The organism is Streptomyces sulphureus DSM 40104 (assembly GCF_000381025.1).
Lineage (GTDB): Bacteria > Actinomycetota > Actinomycetes > Streptomycetales > Streptomycetaceae > Streptomyces > Streptomyces sulphureus.
In genome coordinates this window covers 143,733-160,625 of record NZ_KB905822.1, presented here as the reverse complement: position 1 = coordinate 160,625, position 16,893 = coordinate 143,733, and the positions used below count along the sequence as shown (strand labels likewise).

The window sequence follows — 16,893 nt, the reverse complement described above, 5'->3', positions numbered from 1 at the left end:
CTGCACGACGGCGAACCGTTCGGCTACTCTTCGCGCTCCTCACTCCGGGACGGGGAGCGGACGCCGCTCCAGCGCCGCGGCCATCACCTCGGGAAAGAGGTCGGGGGTGCAGGCGAAGGCCGGGACGCCGAGCTCGGCCAGGGCCGCCGCGTGCTCCCTGTCGTAGGCGGGCGCGCCCTCGTCGGAGAGCGCGAGCAGGACGAGCACCTGGACGCCCTGCGCGAGCAACCGCGCGACGCGGGCGAGGAGTTCGCCCTTGATACCGCCTTCGTAGAGGTCGCTGACGAGGACGACGACCGTCTCCGAGGGGCGGGAGATCCGCGACTCGCAGTAGGCCATGGCGCGGTTGATGTCGGTGCCGCCGCCCAACTGGATGCCGAAGAGGACGTCGACGGGTTCTTCGAGCTCCTCGGTGAGGTCGACGACCTGCGTGTCGAAGGCGACGAGGCGCGTCGTGAGGCTTCGGAGGGAGGAGAGGACGGCGCCGAAGACCGACGCGTAGACGATCGACTCGGCCATCGAGCCGGACTGGTCGAGGCAGAGCAACACCTCCTTCTGCAGGCCCCGTTGGGCACGGGCGTACCCGACGAGGCGCTCGGGCACGAGCGTGCGGTGCTCCGGGAGGTAGTGGGCGAGGTTGGCGCGGATCGTGCGGTTCCAGTCGATGTCGGCGTGGCGGGGGCGGCGGGAGCGTGCAAAGCGGTCCAGAGCGCCCTTCAGCGTGGAGCGGGTGCGCTGTGCCAGTCGGCGCTCCAACTCGGCGACCACCGTGCGGACTACGGCGCGGGCCGCCTCGCGGCTCTGCTCGGGGAGCGCCTCGCGGAGGGACAGCAGAGTGCCGACCAGGTGCACGTCCGGCTCCACCGCCTCCAGCATCTCCGGCTCGGTGAGCAGCGCACCGAGGCCGAGTCGGCCTATCGCATCGCGCTGCATCAACTGCACCACGGAAGACGGAAAGTACCGGCGGACGTCGCCGAGCCAGCGGGCCACATCGGGCGCGGAGGCTCCGAGCCCGGCGGAGCGGCGGGAGCCTCGGCCGGTCGAGGCCCCCGCGCCGCTGCCGTACAGGGCCTCCAACGCGCCGTCGATCGCGGTGTCTTCACCACGGAGCGCCCAGCCTTCGGACGCCGCGTGAGCGCCGTCGTCGCCGAGAACGAGCCGCCAGCGCCGGAGGCGCTCCTGGTCTGCGAGGGCGTGCGGCGTCGCGGGGGTGGCGTTCAACTGCTGTCCCTTCGGTGGTGCGGCGTACGGTGCCGATGTCCCTTCCGCGGTGCGGGAATGGGCCGGCGGATCGGGGGGCGCGTAGTGGTAGTTGAGGGGTCGGGCACTTGGAGGATGAGCCTTCGGGTGACTGCCGTACTTCGGGCTCCGCGTCTGTCCCCTTGCTTGGTGGGGGTCTCGTCGAGGACGCGGGTACGGCGGCTCACCGGACGGCCCCTGGCCGAGGCCGCGCGACAGCGGTGCCCTCGGCGGCCGGGTCGGGTGCTCGCGAACCTTTGGGCGTGTTCAGCACGTCGGCGCTCCACCTGCCCACACCCAACTGGCGCCCATCGCCCCGGAAACGAGGGACGGCGGCCCAGCGGGCAGCCCCGGCCGCGTCCCCAGGAGCAGAACGGCTGCGTCTTCGGCGGCCGCCTCGGAGACTCGTGCACCCCCGGGCGTCTCCAACACGTCGGCGCCCCACACCCGCCCACGCCCAACTGGCACCCATTGCCCCGGAAATGAGGGACGCCAACTCGCCGGGCAGCCCTCTTGTCGCGGTCCCTGGGTGCGCAGAGGCAGCGCCTTCGATGGCCGCCTGCCGACCAGGCCGCCGGCGCCAGCAATGACGGCACCGCTCGGCGGGCGCCCGTCCTCAAAGCCGGACTCCTCGCCCTCCGCGGGCGGTAGGTGTGCGCCGTGTCCGCTCCCGATACAGGTGCGTACGGAAGGCATTGCGGTTTCGACGGGTCCTCTCCGTCGAAGCCGACGCGGCTCGCCGGTCCTCGGTCGGTGATCCGCAACCGGGCGCCGTACTGCGGCTGCCGACTCCCTGCCTCTCCTCCGACTTGCCCGTACGCAGCGTTCGTCGGCCCGTGGCTCATCGGTTCGCCTCCTCCGCCGGGACCGGCGCTGCGAGGAGGAGGCGGAGGGTGCCCAGCGCGGCATCGGCGCGCGTGGTGTCGAGGGTGTCCGCGAAGCCGGGGAGACCGTCTGAGGTGGTCGACTCCGGAGAGGAGGTGCCCGGGCCCCGGCGCACCAACTCGCCGAGGGTGCGCCGGACTCCCGGGTCGAACTCCGCGAAGGCGCGACGGAGCACGGGGAGTACGGCCGTGAACGCGTCGGGGCCGAGGGTCGTGAGCCAGTCGTCGAAGAGGGCGAGGAGGCGTTCGTCGTGGGCGAGCAGGAGGCCGCCGCCCGAGAGGAAGCCCTCGGCCCATGCCGCCGCCTCGGTCGGCTCCTCCGTCGGGGAGAGCCCGAGGCTCAGGTGCCGGGCCGCCCCCGCCGACGACAACTCGCCGTCGTCGAGGAGGAGTCGGGAGCAGCGGCCGCGCAGCAGACCCGGCACGGAGGGACGTTCGCTGAGCAGACGCAGCATCGATCGCCAGCGTGCCAGCAGCTCCCCGGCAGGGGTCTGCGGCTCGGCGGCCGGAGCCTGCGGCCGCTCGGCGCCGTGCCGGAGGGCGGTCGGTGGGGTCGGTGGGGTCGGTTCCGCGGAGGGCTGGTCCAGCAGGTGCACGGCCCGGTGCGCGGCGTCGAGATGGGTGCGGAGCTGGGCGGCACCCTCCGCGTCCAGGCCGGAGCAGGCGGAGGGGAGGCCCGTGCGGACGCGGTCGGCCACGGCGTACGCCACCGCGGCGAGGGAGGCGGGGTCGCTCCCGCGGACGTCGCCGTAGCGGACGGCTCGCACGAGCGCGGGCAGGGCGCTCGCCAGCCGTCCGACCTCCGACTCGAGCGCGGCGCGATCGGCGAGCGCGCGCGTGACCCGTGGGAGCGCCTCGGGAAGCGCGGCGCGGAGCACGCGCTCGGCCAGCTCCGTCAGTTCGGCGAGGTCGTCCGCCTCGGCGGCGCGTGCGGAGGCCCTGGCCTCCGCGGCCTCGCGCACGGTGGTGCCCCACATGCCCGCCTCCGCCGTCCGTACGGAGAGTTCGGGCTCCCACCGCAGCACCCAACTCTCGCGGAAGGTGCCCGTACCGGCGCGCGGGGTGCGCGGAGTGCCCCACTCGATGCCGAGGAGGCCCAGCCTGTGGAGCAGGCGGCTGCGTTCGGTGTCGATCTCACGGCGCAGGTCGAACTCGTGCTCCCGGCTCTCTGGGGACGGCTTGAGGCGCAGGGTGCGCTGACTGCGCTCCAGGTCTCGTTGGAGGGGGACGGCCGGTGCGTCCTGCGGGACCTCGCCCAGGACGTCGCCGACGGTGAGGCGGTCATGGACGAGTGCGAGCGGGACGTCGGAGCCGCCGCACAGCACCGAGCGGACCGCCTCCGTCGTCTCGTCGAGGCCGGCGAGCGGGCGGCCCCGCAGGGCGGCGAGTGCCTGCGCGAGCCGGACGGCCTCGATCACGTGCGCAGGGGAGACGGCTCCCACGTCCTCCTCGCGCAACAGGTCGGCGACCCGCGTGAGCCACCGCTCGACCGGGCGGTCGGGGACGGCATGGAGGTGCGCGTACCAACCGGGGGAGGAGATACCGGCGCCGTAGCCGCTGCGGCGGGTGAGGCGGCGGTGTGTCCAGGGCACCCAGGTGACCTCTGCCTTCACCTTGGGGAGCCCTTTGAGCAGGGAGCGGTCTGCGGTGGCCGTGGCGTGCTCGCGGAGCGCCGGGACGTGCCAGGCACCGCAGACGACCGCCGTCCTCTCCGGTGCGAACTCCCGGCAGGCTTCGCGGATTCTCAGCCGCATGTGCGCCTCGCGCAGCGCGTCCCGCCGCGCGACGCCTCCGGCGTCCGCTCTCAGGGCAGCCATCGCCTCTTCCAACTCGGCGAAGAGGCGCAGGGGTTGGTCGGTGTCCGGCCCGCCGAGGTGCTCGACGGCGTCCTCCCACCAGCGTTCCGCGTCCTCGTGGCCGGCGGCTTCGGCGAGGGCCGCCAAGGGGTCGGAGGTGAACTCCTCCGGCTCCGCCGCCGGCGAGGCTCCGGACGCCTGCTCGGCCGCCAGGGCGAGGGAGTGGGCGGCGGGCAGGTCGATGAAGCGGACGGGTACCCCTCGCGCGAGCGCCCAGCGGATCGCCACCCACTCAGGCGAGAACCCGGCCAGGGGCCAGAAGGCGGCGAGGCTCCGCTCCCCTCCGCTTCCCCGGCCTCCGGACCCTCCCGCGTGTGCGAGGAGCGCCACCGGCGGGCGCATCTCCTCGTGGGCCGCCAACCCCACGACCGCGTCCGCCTCCGGCGGGCCCTCCACGAGCAGCACTTGGGGCTCGGCTGCCTCCAGAGCACCCCGAACCGCGCGGGCCGAGCCCGGGCCGTGGTGTCGGACGCCGAGGAGCAGCGGCCCGGTCACTCGGTCTCCCTGCACGCACGGTAGAAGTCCTTCCAGCCGTCCCGCTCGCGCACGACGGACTCCAGGTACTCCCGCCAGACCTGCGCATCCGCCGACGGGTCCTTCACGACCGCGCCCCTGATGCCGGCGGCGACGTCGCCGGCGCGGAGGACGCCGTCGGAGAAGTGGGCGCACAGGGCCAGGCCACCGGTGACGACGGAGATCGCCTCGGCTGTGGAGAGCGTCGCCGAGGGGGACTTGAGCTTGGTGGAACCGTCGGCCGTGACGCCCTGGCGCAGCTCCCGGAAGACGCGGACGACGCGGTGGATCTCCTCCGCGCCCTTCGGTGCCGGCAGCCCGAGAGAGGAGCCGAGCTGCTGCACGCGCCTGCTGACGATCTCGACCTCGGCCTCTTCCGTCTCCGGGAGCGGGAGCACCACGGTGTTGAACCGCCGGCGGAGGGCGCTGGAGAGCTCGTTGACCCCGCGGTCCCTGTCGTTGGCGGTCGCGATGAGGTTGAAGCCGGGAGACGCCTGCACCTCCTCGCCCAACTCCGGTATCGGAAGGGCCTTTTCGGAGAGGACGGTGATCAGAGTGTCCTGGACGTCGGCAGGTATGCGGGTGAGCTCCTCGACGCGGGCGGTCATCCCCTCGCCCATCGCGCGCATCACCGGGCTCGGCACCATCGCGGCGCGGCTGGGGCCCTCGGACAGGAGTCTGGCGTAGTTCCAGCCGTACCTCATCGCCTCCTCCGCTGTGCCCGCCGTTCCCTGGACGAGGAGAGTGGAGTCCCCGCTGACGGCGGCGGCGAGGTGCTCGGAGAGCCAGGTCTTGGCGGTGCCGGGGACGCCCAGGAGGAGGAGCGCGCGGTCGGTCGCCAGGGTGGCGATCGCCACCTCGACGACGCGGCGCGGGCCCACGTACTTCGGTGTGATCACCCGTCGTGTGCCCGGCACTTCGCCACCGAGCAGGTAGGTGCTGACCGCCCTCGGCGAGAGGCGCCACCCGGTGGGGCGGGGGTGGTCGTCGGCCGCTGCGAGGGCTTCCAGCTCCTCGGCGAAGGCGTCCTCCGCGTGCGAGCGCAGAACGGGGTGCGCGGATGCAGCGGCATCCGGACGCTCGGTGTCGGTCACGGCTCTCCTCGGGGACGCGGGGGTCGAACGTCCACCACGATGGACCCCGCCACTGACAATCGCCCCTGACCTGCGCTTACTTGGGCGGGAGTGGCGAGCGGGGCCGATTGTCAGTGGTGCCGCATACCGTCTTGCACATGGATGGGAAGCAGGTCGCCGAAGCGGTCGACCGGGGCGAGGAGCGGGTCCGCGCACTCGCCCCCGACGCCGCGTCGTACACCGCAGCCGACCGGCTCGCGCAGCAGCCGACGTGGTCGGAGGAGGACGCGGGGCGGGACGCCGTGTGGGGTGCGTGCAAGGGCAGCGGGAGCCGCCCCTACCGCATCGTCGTCGACCTCCCCTCCGGCGCGGCCCACTGCACGTGCCCGAGCCGCAAGGTGCCGTGCAAGCACGCGCTCGCCCTTCTCCTGCGGCGCGTGCGCGAGCCCCTCGAGGGGGCCGAGCCGCCGGAGTGGGCGGGCACATGGCTCGCGGAGCGGCGCGAGCGCGCACGAGGAGCGGGCGGGGAGGCGGAGCGGCCGTCGCAGGGGAGCGGCCGCTCGGCCACCGCGCGCCGCGCACGCCGGGAGGCACGTATCGCCGCGGGGGCCGAGGAGTTGGAGCAACGGCTCGCGGATCTCGTCGGCGAAGGGCTCTCTTCGTCGGAACGGGGCGGTGCCTCCTGGGAGGAGACGGCGGCACGGATGGTCGACGCTCAGGCTCCCGGACTCGCCTCCCGCGTCCGTGAGGTGACGTCGATCCCCGGCTCGGGAGAGCGCTGGCCGGAACGGCTCCTCTCCGAGTGCGCCCTGCTCCACCTCCTCGACCGCGCCTTCCTCTCGGTGCACGCGGGCTCGGCAGCGATACCGCCCCCGCTCGCCGAGACGGTCCGCAGCAGAGTGGGTCTGACGGTGGAGACGGCACGGCTCCTCTCCGAAGGCACGGACCGACTGCACGACCGCTGGCTGGTCCTTGCCCAACGGGAAGCCGAGGAGGAGCGGTTGACGGCGCGGCGCACGTGGCTGCGGGGCTGCGCATCGGGGCGCACGGCGCTCCTGCTCTCCTACCGAGCGCCGGGGCGTCCGCCGGAGCCCCGCCTGCCGTGCGGCTGGCTCCTGGAGGAGGAGCTCGTCTTCCATCCGGGCGCGGCGCCGCTCCGTGCGGCACGGGGTGAGGGCTCCGCGCCACCGCGGCCCGCTGCAAGTGGAGCGGGGCCGCCTGGAACGTCGCCCCTCGGCGCTCTGCGTGCGTACGGCGAGGCGGTCCGCGCGGACCCGTGGCTGGAGCAGTGGCCCGTTGTTCTGGAGTCCGTGGTACCGGTGCCGCCGAGCCCCGGAAGCAGCGAGCGGTGGCAACTGGCGGCGGAGGCAGGCGAGTCGGCGCTCCCGGTCGCCTCCCGGACCGGCGGCCCGGAGCTCTGGCGGCTGGCCGCCGTCTCGGGCGGGCGACCGGTGAAGGTCTTCGGGGAGTGCGGCCACCAGGGCTTCGTGCCGTACACGGTATGGAGCGGCGGGGAGGTGGTCGCTCTCTAGCGCACGGATGCGGGCGCGCACGCCGCCGCGTTCCTGCGCGGTCGGGATGCGCTTGTTTCAACCCTCAGTATGCGTCGGTCCCCTCCCGGGCCGGCGGAACGCACAGCGCCGCGCACGCGGCAGGAGGACGCGCATGTCCGAGTCGACGACCACCAGCGGTCCGCGCTCCGCTCCGCACGCAGCGGCCGGACCGTCACCAGCCGACACACGCCCGTCGGCCGGTCCCGAACTCCCGCCGTGGCAGGAGCTGCTGGGTGCGGCTCTGCTCGGTGCCGCCCGACGCCGTCCCCCGGGCGGCAGCACCACCGCGCTCCTCGACGCGGCAGCCGCACAGACGGTACGTCAGCGCGCGGGCGCGCAACCGGCCAGCGCGCGCCCCGCACCGGCGCCGGCGCCGGAGGACCCGCGCCCCGAGATGCCCGAGGCCGCCGCCCGGCGGCTCGCCTGGCTCCTCGCCGGGCGCCACCGCCCCGGCGGCGGCGCGGAGCGCCGTACCGCAAGCCCCGACCTGGCCGAACTCCTGCCCCAGTGGTTGGCGGCAGCCGACGAGGCCGGGTACGCCGCCCCTGCCGAGCAGGTCCCGACGCTGCTGGAGGCCGCGCGCGGGCGCACCGACCTCCGCCGCCACGCCCTCTCACTCGCGGGCCCGCGCGGGCGCTGGCTCGCCGGGCTCAACCCGGAGTGGCGGTTCGTGCTCCGCAGCGCACCGCCGTCCACCGTCCGCAGGGCCGGCAGCACCACCGCGGCCGGTGCGGCACCGACGGGCGCGGAGCAACTCCTCTGGAATGAGGGCCTCTTCGCGGAACGGGTCGCGGTCCTCACGGAGGTACGCGCGCGCAACCCCCGGGCGGGGTTGGAGCTGCTGGCAGCCGAGTGGGGCTCCGAGCGCGCGGAGGACCGGTTGATCTTCCTCGACACCCTGCGCCACGGACTCTCCACGGCCGACGAGGGGTTCATCGAACAGGCCCTCGCCGACAGGAGCAAGAACGTACGCGCCACTGCCGCCGAACTCCTCGCCATGCTCCCCGAGTCGGCGTACGCCGCACGGATGGCGGAGCGTGCCCGCGCACACGTCGGCCTCGACCGATGCGGAGGTACGGCGCGGATCACGGTGGAGGCCCCGCACGAGGTCGACGCGGCGATGAGACGGGACGGCGTCGCCACCGCGCCGCCCCAGGGCCAGGGCCAACGCGCCTGGTGGCTTTCGCAGTTGGTCGATTCGGCTCCGCTCGGCGGCTGGCGCGACCGGCTGGGCGGACGCTCCCCCGCGGAGATCGTCGCACTGCCCGTCGCAGACGGCTGGGAGCGCGAACTCCACGCCGCCTGGTGCCGTGCGGCCGTACGCCAGCAGGCTCCGGAGTGGGCGCGGGCGCTCATCGGCCCGCCCACGGCACCCCTCGCCCACGGCCCCGGCGATCCGGCGAAGCTCCTCACCGTGCTCCCCGACGAGGAACGCGCGGACTGGGCGGCGAGGTTCATCGCCGTGCACGGTCTTTCGGAAGCGTTCCGCATACTCGGCGTCTGCGCGCTCCCCTGGTCGCCGAAGATCGGCACAGCCGTCATCGACGCACTGGAAATCGCCCGCGATCAGGGCAGTTACCCGTGGAGCTTCAGCGGTGTCCTGGGGCTCGCCGAACGCTGCCTGCGCCCCTCGGCGGCCGAGCGCCTCACCCCGCTCACAGCCGTTCCCGACGAGTCGGGGGACGGCGCGCCGGGCGCGGGCGCGTACTGGGCCGAGGCGTTCCAGCGCCTCGTGACGACCCTCCGCGTGCGCGCCGAGATGTACGCAGAGCTGGAGGTGGAACAGTGACGGGCGCACCGCCACGCCGCAACCCGCCCTGCCCGTGCGCACGTACCGCGGAGGCGGCGTGCACCTGCGCACACCGGGTCCTCGTCGGGCGGGCTCGACGTGGGACGACTCGTGCCCGCACGCCCGGCTCAGCCGCTCGACACACCAACCCGGCACCCTGCCGGGCGAGTTCGCGTCCCGCTCTGCTAGGGGCAGAGTTCGAGCCCCCGCTCGACGGCGTCGCGGACGTCGGCCTGTCTGACGCAGTCCGCGGATCTGCGCAACGGGTCGACCCTCGGGTACTCGACCTCGGCCGACGGGTTCACCGCGTACTCCGTCCGATCAGCCGTGAAGGTCACCTTCCCGCCCTCGTGGCAGCGGAGCGTTCCACTGGTGACGGTGAACGGCCATGGATGGAGATCGGACTCCGTCACGTCCATCCTGGCCTCGTCCGCGCTCGCAAAGGTAGCGGTTCCCCCAAAAACCCCGATCAGCACCAGCCCCGCCAGCGCGACGGGAACCAGCATGCGCCGCAAAGCGCCCTCCTCACGTGCTCCCCACAGAACCCCCACAGTACCGTCCTCACCTGCACGTCTTCCCACCCGGATGCGTTTTGCGAACGCGGCTGCGTTCCAGGGGGTTGACGGCGGACGGATCGGCGTCGCTCACCTCGGCAGCGGCAGGGACCGCCGGCGCCGCGCATACGTTGAGCCCAGCCCTCCTGGGGCAAGGGCCGAAAGACCCTTTTGCAGGGCGGGTTCGGCCGAGCCGCTTCCGATTGCGTCCGGTAAGAGGGCTTGGGCACCTGGCGTTACGGAAGGTGCCTCGCCGGAGGGCCCACCCGGTCGCGTACGTCGCGCTGGCTCCTTGTCCGGCCGGAGGACGGGCGCCGGTGGACAGGAGCGCAGCCTGGTGCAGCCGAACGCGGAGTCGTACGGGCGCCCTGCCTACCTACCTACCTACCTACCTACCTACCGGACAACCGAACTGCGGACATAGGCGTGACGGAGCTTCATGCGTTCCAGTCGGGACGCCGGGCTGCCGCTCAACAGCCCCCGGCTCAACGGGGCTTGACGGTCTCCGCCTGGCACCCCCGAAGGGACGGACTCGGCGCTCGGGTCAGCCGCCGATCGCTCAGTTCGGCCCTGCCGGCGAAGCCTGTGACGGGGAGGGGCGACGGTCGCCAGGCGGGGGCTCTGCCGAACCGCGGGCGCTTCTCGTGCGCCGTCGTGGGACGCCGATTCCGGTGACGGGGCAGTCGGAACTGTCGAGGGTGAAGTGGTGGGATCGGTCCTGGACCGGGTCCTCGCGGGTGAAGATCGCCTCGTCGGCCTTCGTCACGGGCGTGTTCTGCGTGCAGAGCAGTGCTGCGCCGCCGTCGGGTCACCGGCTCGCGTTCCGACGGACGAGGGGCGGAAGTCGCCGCCCTTCGTCGTCACCACTCTCGTCTGCCGTGCATGCGCCGCCGTCTCGCGCCCGGCCTTCGTCAGGAGCGGCCGGTGTCGATGACGCAGAAGCGGTTTCCCTCGGTGTCGGCGAGTACGACGAAGTCGGCGTCTTCCGGATACCGGTCCCAGTCGACGCGCTGGGCGCCCAGGGACAGCAGCCGCTCGACCTCGGCGGCCTGGTCGGCCGCGTCCCCGGCGTACAGGTCCAGGTGGATTCGCGGGTTCTCTTGGAGCGGTGTCTCACTGAGGCCGAGCGACAACCGCGTTCCGGCCCCTTGCGCTGGGATCAGCACCACCCAATCGTCTTCCGCCTCTTCTCGCGGAACGTATCCCAGCGCCTCCCCCCAGAAGGTGGCCGCGCGCGGCACGTCCGAGACACCCAGCACTACCGATCCGACTCTGAGCATGTGCCGATTCTGGCGGACGGAGGCGAGCGCACGACACCAGCGACTCCAACACCGCGGCCGGCGTTGGCTGTTGCGCACCAGCCGACCGCACCGGAAGCCCGACCTCCCGGCGTCCGACCGACCCGGCGCGCGGGCAACCCGACGTACGAGCTCCCGGCCACACACCGCGGAGCCCCGTGCCCGCCCCGACGCGGTACCCCGTTACCGGCCCCGCGTGCTCAGGCAGCGACGGGACCCACGTGCGTCCTGATCCACTCCACGACCTCGTTGGTCGTGGCCCCGGGCGTGAAGATCTCCGCAACGCCCTGGCTTTTGAGCGGGGCGATGTCCCCTTCGGGGATGATCCCCCCGCCGAACACCTTGATGTCGGCCGCGTCCCGCTCCTTGAGGAGTTCGATCACGCGCGCGAAGAGGGTGTTGTGCGCCCCCGAGAGCACCGAGAGGCCGACGGCGTCGGCGTCCTCCTGGATCGCCGTGTCGACGATCTGCTCCGGTGTCTGGTGCAGCCCGGTGTAGATGACCTCCATGCCGGCATCGCGCAACGCCCGCGCGATGACCTTGGCTCCGCGGTCATGACCGTCGAGCCCGGGCTTGGCGACGACCACGCGGATCGGTCCGGACACACCCATCTCTGCCTCCCTATTGCGACACGCGCCGACCGCGGCCCGGCGGTCCCGGCACCGACCGGTCGGACCTCCCGGCCGCGTCCGATGCTGCTTCCGCTGCTGTCTCCGCCCGGTCCTGGCGCCCTGCACCCGGCCGGTTCCGGCGGTGAACGAACGTTATCCACAGCATCCCCCAGGGGACCGGATCCCGCGCGCAACCGAGGGGGAAATCACATGAGCGACACCGGGCAGCGCCACTGCGGGCGGGCACCCCCTCCGCCCGCCGAGGTGGGCCCGTCACTCACACGCCTCCCGGCAGCACCGGCGATGCCTTGCCGCGGCCCTTGCGGTTTCACGCTGTGTCCCACACCAACTTCCGCCGCCCAGTGAGGGTTTGACGCACGTACGCGCCGGGGGGAAACCGCACGCCACGGGGCTGCGGACCCGGGCAACGCCGCGCGAGAAGCACTCATCTCGCCCGGCGCCTGCTACTTCGCCCGAGCGGCCTCTGCGACGAGCAACCCCCACAACGGCCGTCGCGCCCTGCGACCGCCGCGCCCCCCTGCCGGACAGCGCCCCCGCCGGTCTCCCCCGAACTCACCGACAACAAGCGCTCGTTCGACGTCCCCTCACCAGCGCCGCAACGCCAACTTGCCGACGCACGCACCGTCGCAACACGTCTCTCCGTACGGGCGAAGAGACGAGGCGCCGCAGCTTCGTCGCCCAGCACCCCGCGCCGTGCCCGGACGGCGGCGACGCGGACGCACCCGCGTCACGCGCGGTACGCCGCACCCCGCACCGACATGGCGGCTACCCGCACTCGCCCCGCGAGCACGACCGAACCGACACGACCGGCCGCAGGCGAATACCCGACACAATGAGCCAGTTTTCGAAGCGACTTCGACAAGGCGACGCTTTCCGCAGAGGCGGCACGCCCACCGGATTCGAGCAAAGCACGCCCCCGCAGATCCGGACATCTCTCCTTCCGACGGTCAGCACCGTACTCCGGCGCATCCAACCGGAGTTGGGAGCAGATGGCGCCACGGGCCGCCCTCCCGGAGCGGCCGCCGCGCGGCGCGCTCCGGCGCGCGAGCCGGAGGAATCTGCGACTGCGTCGCGGCGGACTTTCGGGCGGAACAGGCATTTCGCAAGGGCGACCTCCACGGAAAGGCGAGCGATTGCCCGTTTCCTGACCGGCTGAAACGGCCCGAAGATTGTCGGCGTCGCATACCGCCGGGTACAGTCACCGCACCTGCTCCGCCCCTGCTGTCGAGGCGAAAGTGAAGTTGGTGAACGACCGTCACCCGCCGGATCATCCGCACATTCCGGCAGATCCCGCTTCAGACTTCGCTCATGCTCCCTACGGCACGCCGTACGGAGGCGAGCAGTCGCCGTACGGAGTCGCTGCTCACGACCCGTACGCCTACGCGTCGTACGGCCACGCCGAGCAGAGCGGCTACGACGCATACAGCCGTCCCTACGAGCCGTACGCGCAGCAGTACGACCCGTACCAGCAGCCGGCCTACGAGCAGCAGAGCTACGCCTACGGCCACGGTTCCCAACCTCCGTCTCACGAAACCGACTTCGGCTACGGAGCGCCCGCGGGCAACGGCTTCGGCCACGAGTACGACTCGATGCAGTGGGGCCCGGAGACCGGAACCTTCTCGACGACCGGCTGGGACACCGGCACCTGGGACACCGGCACCTGGGGCTACGGCGAGGCCACGGACGGCCACGGCACCGCCTACACCACCGGCGCCTTCGACACCGCCGGCTACCCCGCGCAGCCGTCCCCACCGGACCACGCCCACGACACCGGCGCCTACGGAACCACAGCGGGCTACGGCCACTTCGACACCTGGAACCCCGGCGACACCGGCACCGAATGGCAGACGGCCGGCTGGACGACACAGGCGCACGAGACCGCACACGGCACCTTCGGCCAAGGCGTCGACCCGCTCACCGACACCGGAAGCGACTGGGGGCACGCCACCGACACCTGGTCGACCGCGACGTGGGACACCGGCAATTGGTCCACGGCGAGCTGGGGCACCGCCTCCCAATGGGAGACCGGCACCGAGTGGCCGACCCAGCACTGGGCACCTCCCGAGCAGCAGGCCTCCCCGCACCCCGCCGAGGGCCAGGGGAACGAGCAGGCCGACACCGCCCGGGAGTTCGCCGACGCGCCCACCGACACCGCGCACCTGACGACCGCGGACGTCGCCGCCTACTCCGCCGAGGAACACACGAACGACGCGCACGATCCGTACGCCGCCTCGGCACACGCAGGGGAAGCCCCGCCCGAAGACGAGCACCCCCCGGCCTCCCCGCAGGGCCGCGGGCGCCGCCGCTCCCCGAAGCCCCGGCGTTCGGCACTGCTCACCGTCGCGGTGCCGTCCGTCGCCGTGGTGGGCGTCGCCGGTGCGGCAGCCGCGACCGTCATGGGCGGCGACGACCCCGAGCCGACGACCCAGGCCGCCCCCGACCCGGCCAACGCGCAGGCGCCTACGGCGAACAAGAAGCTCGACACCCAGCTCGCGGACGTCTCGGCCGACGCGGACGCGTTCGCAGGCCGCGCCAGCCGCACCCAGGAGCGGATCGACCTGCGGGAGCGGCAGGAGGCCGAGCGGAAGCGGAAGGAGCGCGAGGCCGCGCGCAAGGAGGCGATGCGGCCGAAGTTCTTCATCCCTGTCGAGGACAACACGCTGAGCGCGTACTACGGGCAGGCCGGCGTCAACTGGATGTCGGTGCACACCGGAATCGACTTCCCCGTCAGCTACGGGACGCCGGTGATGGCGGCGACCGACGGCACGGTGACCACCAAGTACGACCTCTCCTACGGCAACATGGCGATCGTCACGGCCGCCGACGGCACCGAGACCTGGTACTGCCACCTGAGCAGCACCAAGATCCGCTCCGGCGAGGTCAAGGCGGGCGACACGATCGCGTACAGCGGCAGCTCGGGCAACTCCACGGGCCCGCACCTCCACTTCGAGGTCCGCCCCGGCGGCGGCTCGGCCGTCGATCCGCTGGGCTGGCTCCAGGCGAAGGGGCTCAACATCAGCTAATCGGCGCTCGGCCCGCAGTCGCGCTCCCCCGGAACGTCCGCCGATACGCACTCGGCGAGACCTGCAGCGCGGAGCGGAAGTGGACACGCAGCGAGGCGGCCGTCCCGAAGCCGCACTCCTCCGCGATCCGTTCGACGGGCAGGTCGCTCTCCTCCAGCAACCGCCGTGCCCGCTCGACGCGTTCATGCGTCAACCACCGCAGCGGCGTCTCCCCGACCTCCTCGCGGAATCTGCGGTTGAAGGTACGGACGCTCATCGCACCGCACTCGGCGAGCTCGGCGAGCGTGAGGGGCCGATGGAGCCGGTCGAGGGCCCAGCGGCGTACCGCGCCCGTGGAGGAGGTGCCCGGCTGCGGGACGGGCCGACGGACGAACTGCGCCTGACCGCCTTCCCGGTGGGGCGGCACGACCGAACCGCGGGCCACCTCGTTGGCGACGGCGGCGCCGTGGTCGCAGCGGATCATGTGGAGGCAGAGGTCGATCCCGGAGGCGACGCCCGCGGAGGTGAGGACCGTGCCCTCGTCGACGTAGAGGACGTCGGGGTCGACCTCGATCTGCGGGTGGCGGCTGCGGAGTTGGCCGGCCGAGCGCCAGTGCGTGGTCGCGCGGCGCCCGTCGAGGAGCCCGGCGGAGGCGAGGACGAATGCGCCCGAGCAGATGGAGGCGATCCGCCGCACTCCCGGTGGCAGCCCGCGGAGCGCCCCGGCGAGCCGGGCACCCTGCTCGTCGGCGGCGCGTGAGGACGGGTGGTAGTCCTGCCGCGAGGAGGGCACGATCACGGTGCGGGCGTGCGCCAACTCCGCAGTGTCCGACGGGACGTTGAGCGTGAAGTCGGCGTCGGTGCGGACCTCGCCGGGGTCAACGGCGCAGGTGGTGACCGAGTAGAGCGGGGCGCCGTCGGGGGCGCGTGCCTCGCCGAAGAGGCGGTGCACGAGGCCGAGTTCCATCGCCAGCACGCCGTCCCGCACGAGGACGGCGACGCGGTGCGGGCCGGCTGTCTCCGGAGAGCACGCGTCCGACCGTTCCTGAGAAAGTCCGGCATCCTGCGTGCCGACTGCCTGACCGTCCATGGCCAGATCCTTGCACAAGGTGTCACTCGGGCCACTGTCCCGGACTCCGCGCTCGGCCGATGCTCGACGCCATGACGCACCCCGCACGCCACCGGCAGCCGGGAGCCCGCCGCACGCACCGCGCCTGGTGGGTCGCCGCGGTCGGCTGCCTCACCCTGATCACCGCCGGTACCTTCGCCACGCTCCCCGGTCTGCTCACCACTCCGCTCCACGTCGAACTCGGCTTCCCCCGCGGCGCGATCGGCGCCGCCTCGGCCGTCAACATGGCGCTCGCCGGGCTCGCCGGGCCGTTCGCGGCGGCCCTGATGGAACGCTTCGGCATCCAGAAGGTCGCGGCGGCCGCCCTCCTCACCCTCGCCGCGGGCGGCGCCCTGACGGCGACACTCACCGCTCCCTGGCAGTTCGTCCTCTACTGGGGACTGCTCATCGGTACCGGCTCAGGGGCGCTCGCGCTCGCCTTCGCCGCGCTGCTGACGGAGCGGTGGTTCGTCGCCAGGCGCGGGCTCGTCAGCGGCGTCCTCAGTGCGGCGAGCGTCTTCGGGCAGATGGCGTTCCTGCCGGTCCTCGCCACGCTCACCGAAACGCACGGCTGGCGCCCCACCTCCGTCACGCTCGCGCTCGCCGCGTTCGCCGCGACACCGCCGGCGCTGCTGCTTCTCCGCAGCCACCCCGCCGACCTGGGCGAACGCCCCTACGGCGCACGGGCGTTCGTCCCGCGCCCACCGCCCGCTCCCGGCGCCGCCCGGAACGCCGTGCGCACCCTGGCCACGGCCGTCCGCACCCGCGGCTTCCGGCTGCCCGCCGCGGCCTTCGCCGTCTGCGGCGCCTCCACCAACGGCGTGCTGTGGACGCACTTCACGCCGGCCGCGCACGACCACGGCATGCCGGCGACCTCCGCCTCCGCGCTCCTCGCCGCCGTCGGCGTCTGCAACGTCGTCGGCTCGGCCGCCTCCGGCTGGCTCACCGACCGGATCGACCCGCGCCGGCTGCTCGCCGTCTGCTTCGCGCTCCGCGGGCTCCTGCTGCTCGCGCTGCCGTTCCTCCTCGGGCCGGCGGTGCACCCGCCGCTCGCCGCCTTCGCCGTCCTCTTCGGGCTGCTCGACATGGCGACGGTGCCGCCCGTACTCGCCCTGTGCCGCGCCCACTTCGGCGTCCACGCGCCCGTCGTCTTCGCCTGGGCCACCGCCGTGCACCAGATCGGCGCCGCCGTCACCGCAGCGCTCGGCGGCCTCGCGCGCGACGTCCTCGGCTCCTACGACCCGCTGTGGACCGCCGTCGGCGCCCTCTGCGCCGTCCTCGCGCTCTACGCCCTGCTCGACGGGGGCACGCAGGCGGGCACGGCGCCGGACTCCGCGGGCGAGCAACGCGCCGGGGCCGGATGCGCCCCGTGAACGCGCCTTCCGCGTCGCG

At 73.3% G+C, this 16,893-nt stretch carries 11 protein-coding genes; 4 read left to right on the top strand and 7 right to left on the bottom strand.

Annotation, left to right across the window (positions count from 1 at the left end):
* Positions 1-39: 39 nt before the first annotated feature.
* From F603_RS0125080 to F603_RS0125070, 3 genes are all read right to left on the bottom strand, one after another.
* Entirely contained in the window at positions 40-1,221 is a 1,182-nt protein-coding gene (locus tag F603_RS0125080; protein ID WP_019548695.1) for a VWA domain-containing protein, read from the bottom strand.
* 859 nt (positions 1,222-2,080) lie between these two features.
* Positions 2,081-4,474 (bottom strand): DUF5682 family protein, encoded by a 2,394-nt coding sequence (locus tag F603_RS32865; protein WP_019548694.1) that lies wholly within the window; start codon positions 4,472-4,474, stop codon positions 2,081-2,083.
* On the bottom strand, positions 4,471-5,586 hold the full coding sequence (locus tag F603_RS0125070; RefSeq protein ID WP_019548693.1) for an ATP-binding protein: 1,116 nt from the start codon (positions 5,584-5,586) through the stop codon (positions 4,471-4,473). Before F603_RS0125070 ends, F603_RS32865 begins: the two co-directional genes overlap by 4 nt.
* Positions 5,587-5,723: 137 nt before the next feature.
* On the opposite strand from F603_RS0125070, the gene F603_RS0125065 reads away from it, so the two are divergent.
* Positions 5,724-7,097 carry an SWIM zinc finger family protein gene (locus F603_RS0125065; protein ID WP_037956984.1) on the top strand — a complete coding sequence of 458 codons (1,374 nt, stop codon included), beginning with the start codon at positions 5,724-5,726 and terminating at the stop codon, positions 7,095-7,097.
* A gap of 133 nt (positions 7,098-7,230) precedes the next feature.
* Positions 7,231-8,907 (top strand): DUF5691 domain-containing protein, encoded by a 1,677-nt coding sequence (locus F603_RS0125060; protein WP_019548691.1) that lies wholly within the window; start codon positions 7,231-7,233, stop codon positions 8,905-8,907.
* A gap of 185 nt (positions 8,908-9,092) precedes the next feature.
* Here F603_RS0125060 and F603_RS0125055 read toward each other — a convergent pair whose 3' ends face one another.
* The 3 genes from F603_RS0125055 to icmB all read right to left on the bottom strand — a co-directional run bounded on the left by F603_RS0125055 (position 9,093) and on the right by icmB (position 11,370).
* Complete coding sequence (locus F603_RS0125055; protein WP_019548690.1) at positions 9,093-9,413, bottom strand: hypothetical protein; 321 nt, start codon at positions 9,411-9,413, stop codon at positions 9,093-9,095.
* 959 nt (positions 9,414-10,372) lie between these two features.
* Entirely contained in the window at positions 10,373-10,741 is a 369-nt protein-coding gene (locus F603_RS0125050) for a VOC family protein (protein WP_026328696.1), read from the bottom strand.
* Between the two features lie 218 nt (positions 10,742-10,959).
* Positions 10,960-11,370 carry a coenzyme B12-dependent isobutyryl CoA mutase small subunit gene (gene icmB / locus F603_RS0125045; RefSeq protein WP_019548688.1) on the bottom strand — a complete coding sequence of 137 codons (411 nt, stop codon included), beginning with the start codon at positions 11,368-11,370 and terminating at the stop codon, positions 10,960-10,962.
* Between the two features lie 1,256 nt (positions 11,371-12,626).
* On the opposite strand from icmB, the gene F603_RS0125040 reads away from it, so the two are divergent.
* The gene (locus F603_RS0125040) at positions 12,627-14,414 is read left to right on the top strand and encodes a M23 family metallopeptidase (protein ID WP_019548687.1); all 1,788 of its coding nucleotides are present in this window, start codon (positions 12,627-12,629) and stop codon (positions 14,412-14,414) included.
* On the opposite strand, the gene F603_RS0125035 is transcribed toward F603_RS0125040, so the two are convergent.
* Positions 14,407-15,483 (bottom strand): GlxA family transcriptional regulator, encoded by a 1,077-nt coding sequence (locus F603_RS0125035; protein WP_019548686.1) that lies wholly within the window; start codon positions 15,481-15,483, stop codon positions 14,407-14,409. The two genes, F603_RS0125040 and F603_RS0125035, sit on opposite strands and share 8 nt — an antisense overlap.
* Before the next feature lie 71 nt (positions 15,484-15,554).
* Between F603_RS0125035 and F603_RS0125030 the strand changes: the two genes are divergently transcribed.
* Entirely contained in the window at positions 15,555-16,874 is a 1,320-nt protein-coding gene (locus F603_RS0125030) for an MFS transporter (protein ID WP_245600893.1), read from the top strand.
* The last annotated feature ends 19 nt before the right edge of the window (positions 16,875-16,893 follow it).

Bases quoted from the DNA above. Each gene is read 5' to 3' on its own strand.
- F603_RS0125065 (WP_037956984.1), top strand. From the start codon at position 5,724: ATGGATGGGAAGCAGGTCGCCGAAGCGGTCGACCGGGGCGAGGAGCGG.
- F603_RS0125060 (WP_019548691.1), top strand. From the start codon at position 7,231: ATGTCCGAGTCGACGACCACCAGCGGTCCGCGCTCCGCTCCGCACGCA.
- F603_RS0125055 (WP_019548690.1), bottom strand. From the start codon at position 9,413: ATGCTGGTTCCCGTCGCGCTGGCGGGGCTGGTGCTGATCGGGGTTTTT.
- F603_RS0125050 (WP_026328696.1), bottom strand. From the start codon at position 10,741: ATGCTCAGAGTCGGATCGGTAGTGCTGGGTGTCTCGGACGTGCCGCGC.
- icmB (WP_019548688.1), bottom strand. From the start codon at position 11,370: ATGGGTGTGTCCGGACCGATCCGCGTGGTCGTCGCCAAGCCCGGGCTC.
- F603_RS0125035 (WP_019548686.1), bottom strand. From the start codon at position 15,483: ATGGACGGTCAGGCAGTCGGCACGCAGGATGCCGGACTTTCTCAGGAA.
- F603_RS0125030 (WP_245600893.1), top strand. From the start codon at position 15,555: ATGACGCACCCCGCACGCCACCGGCAGCCGGGAGCCCGCCGCACGCAC.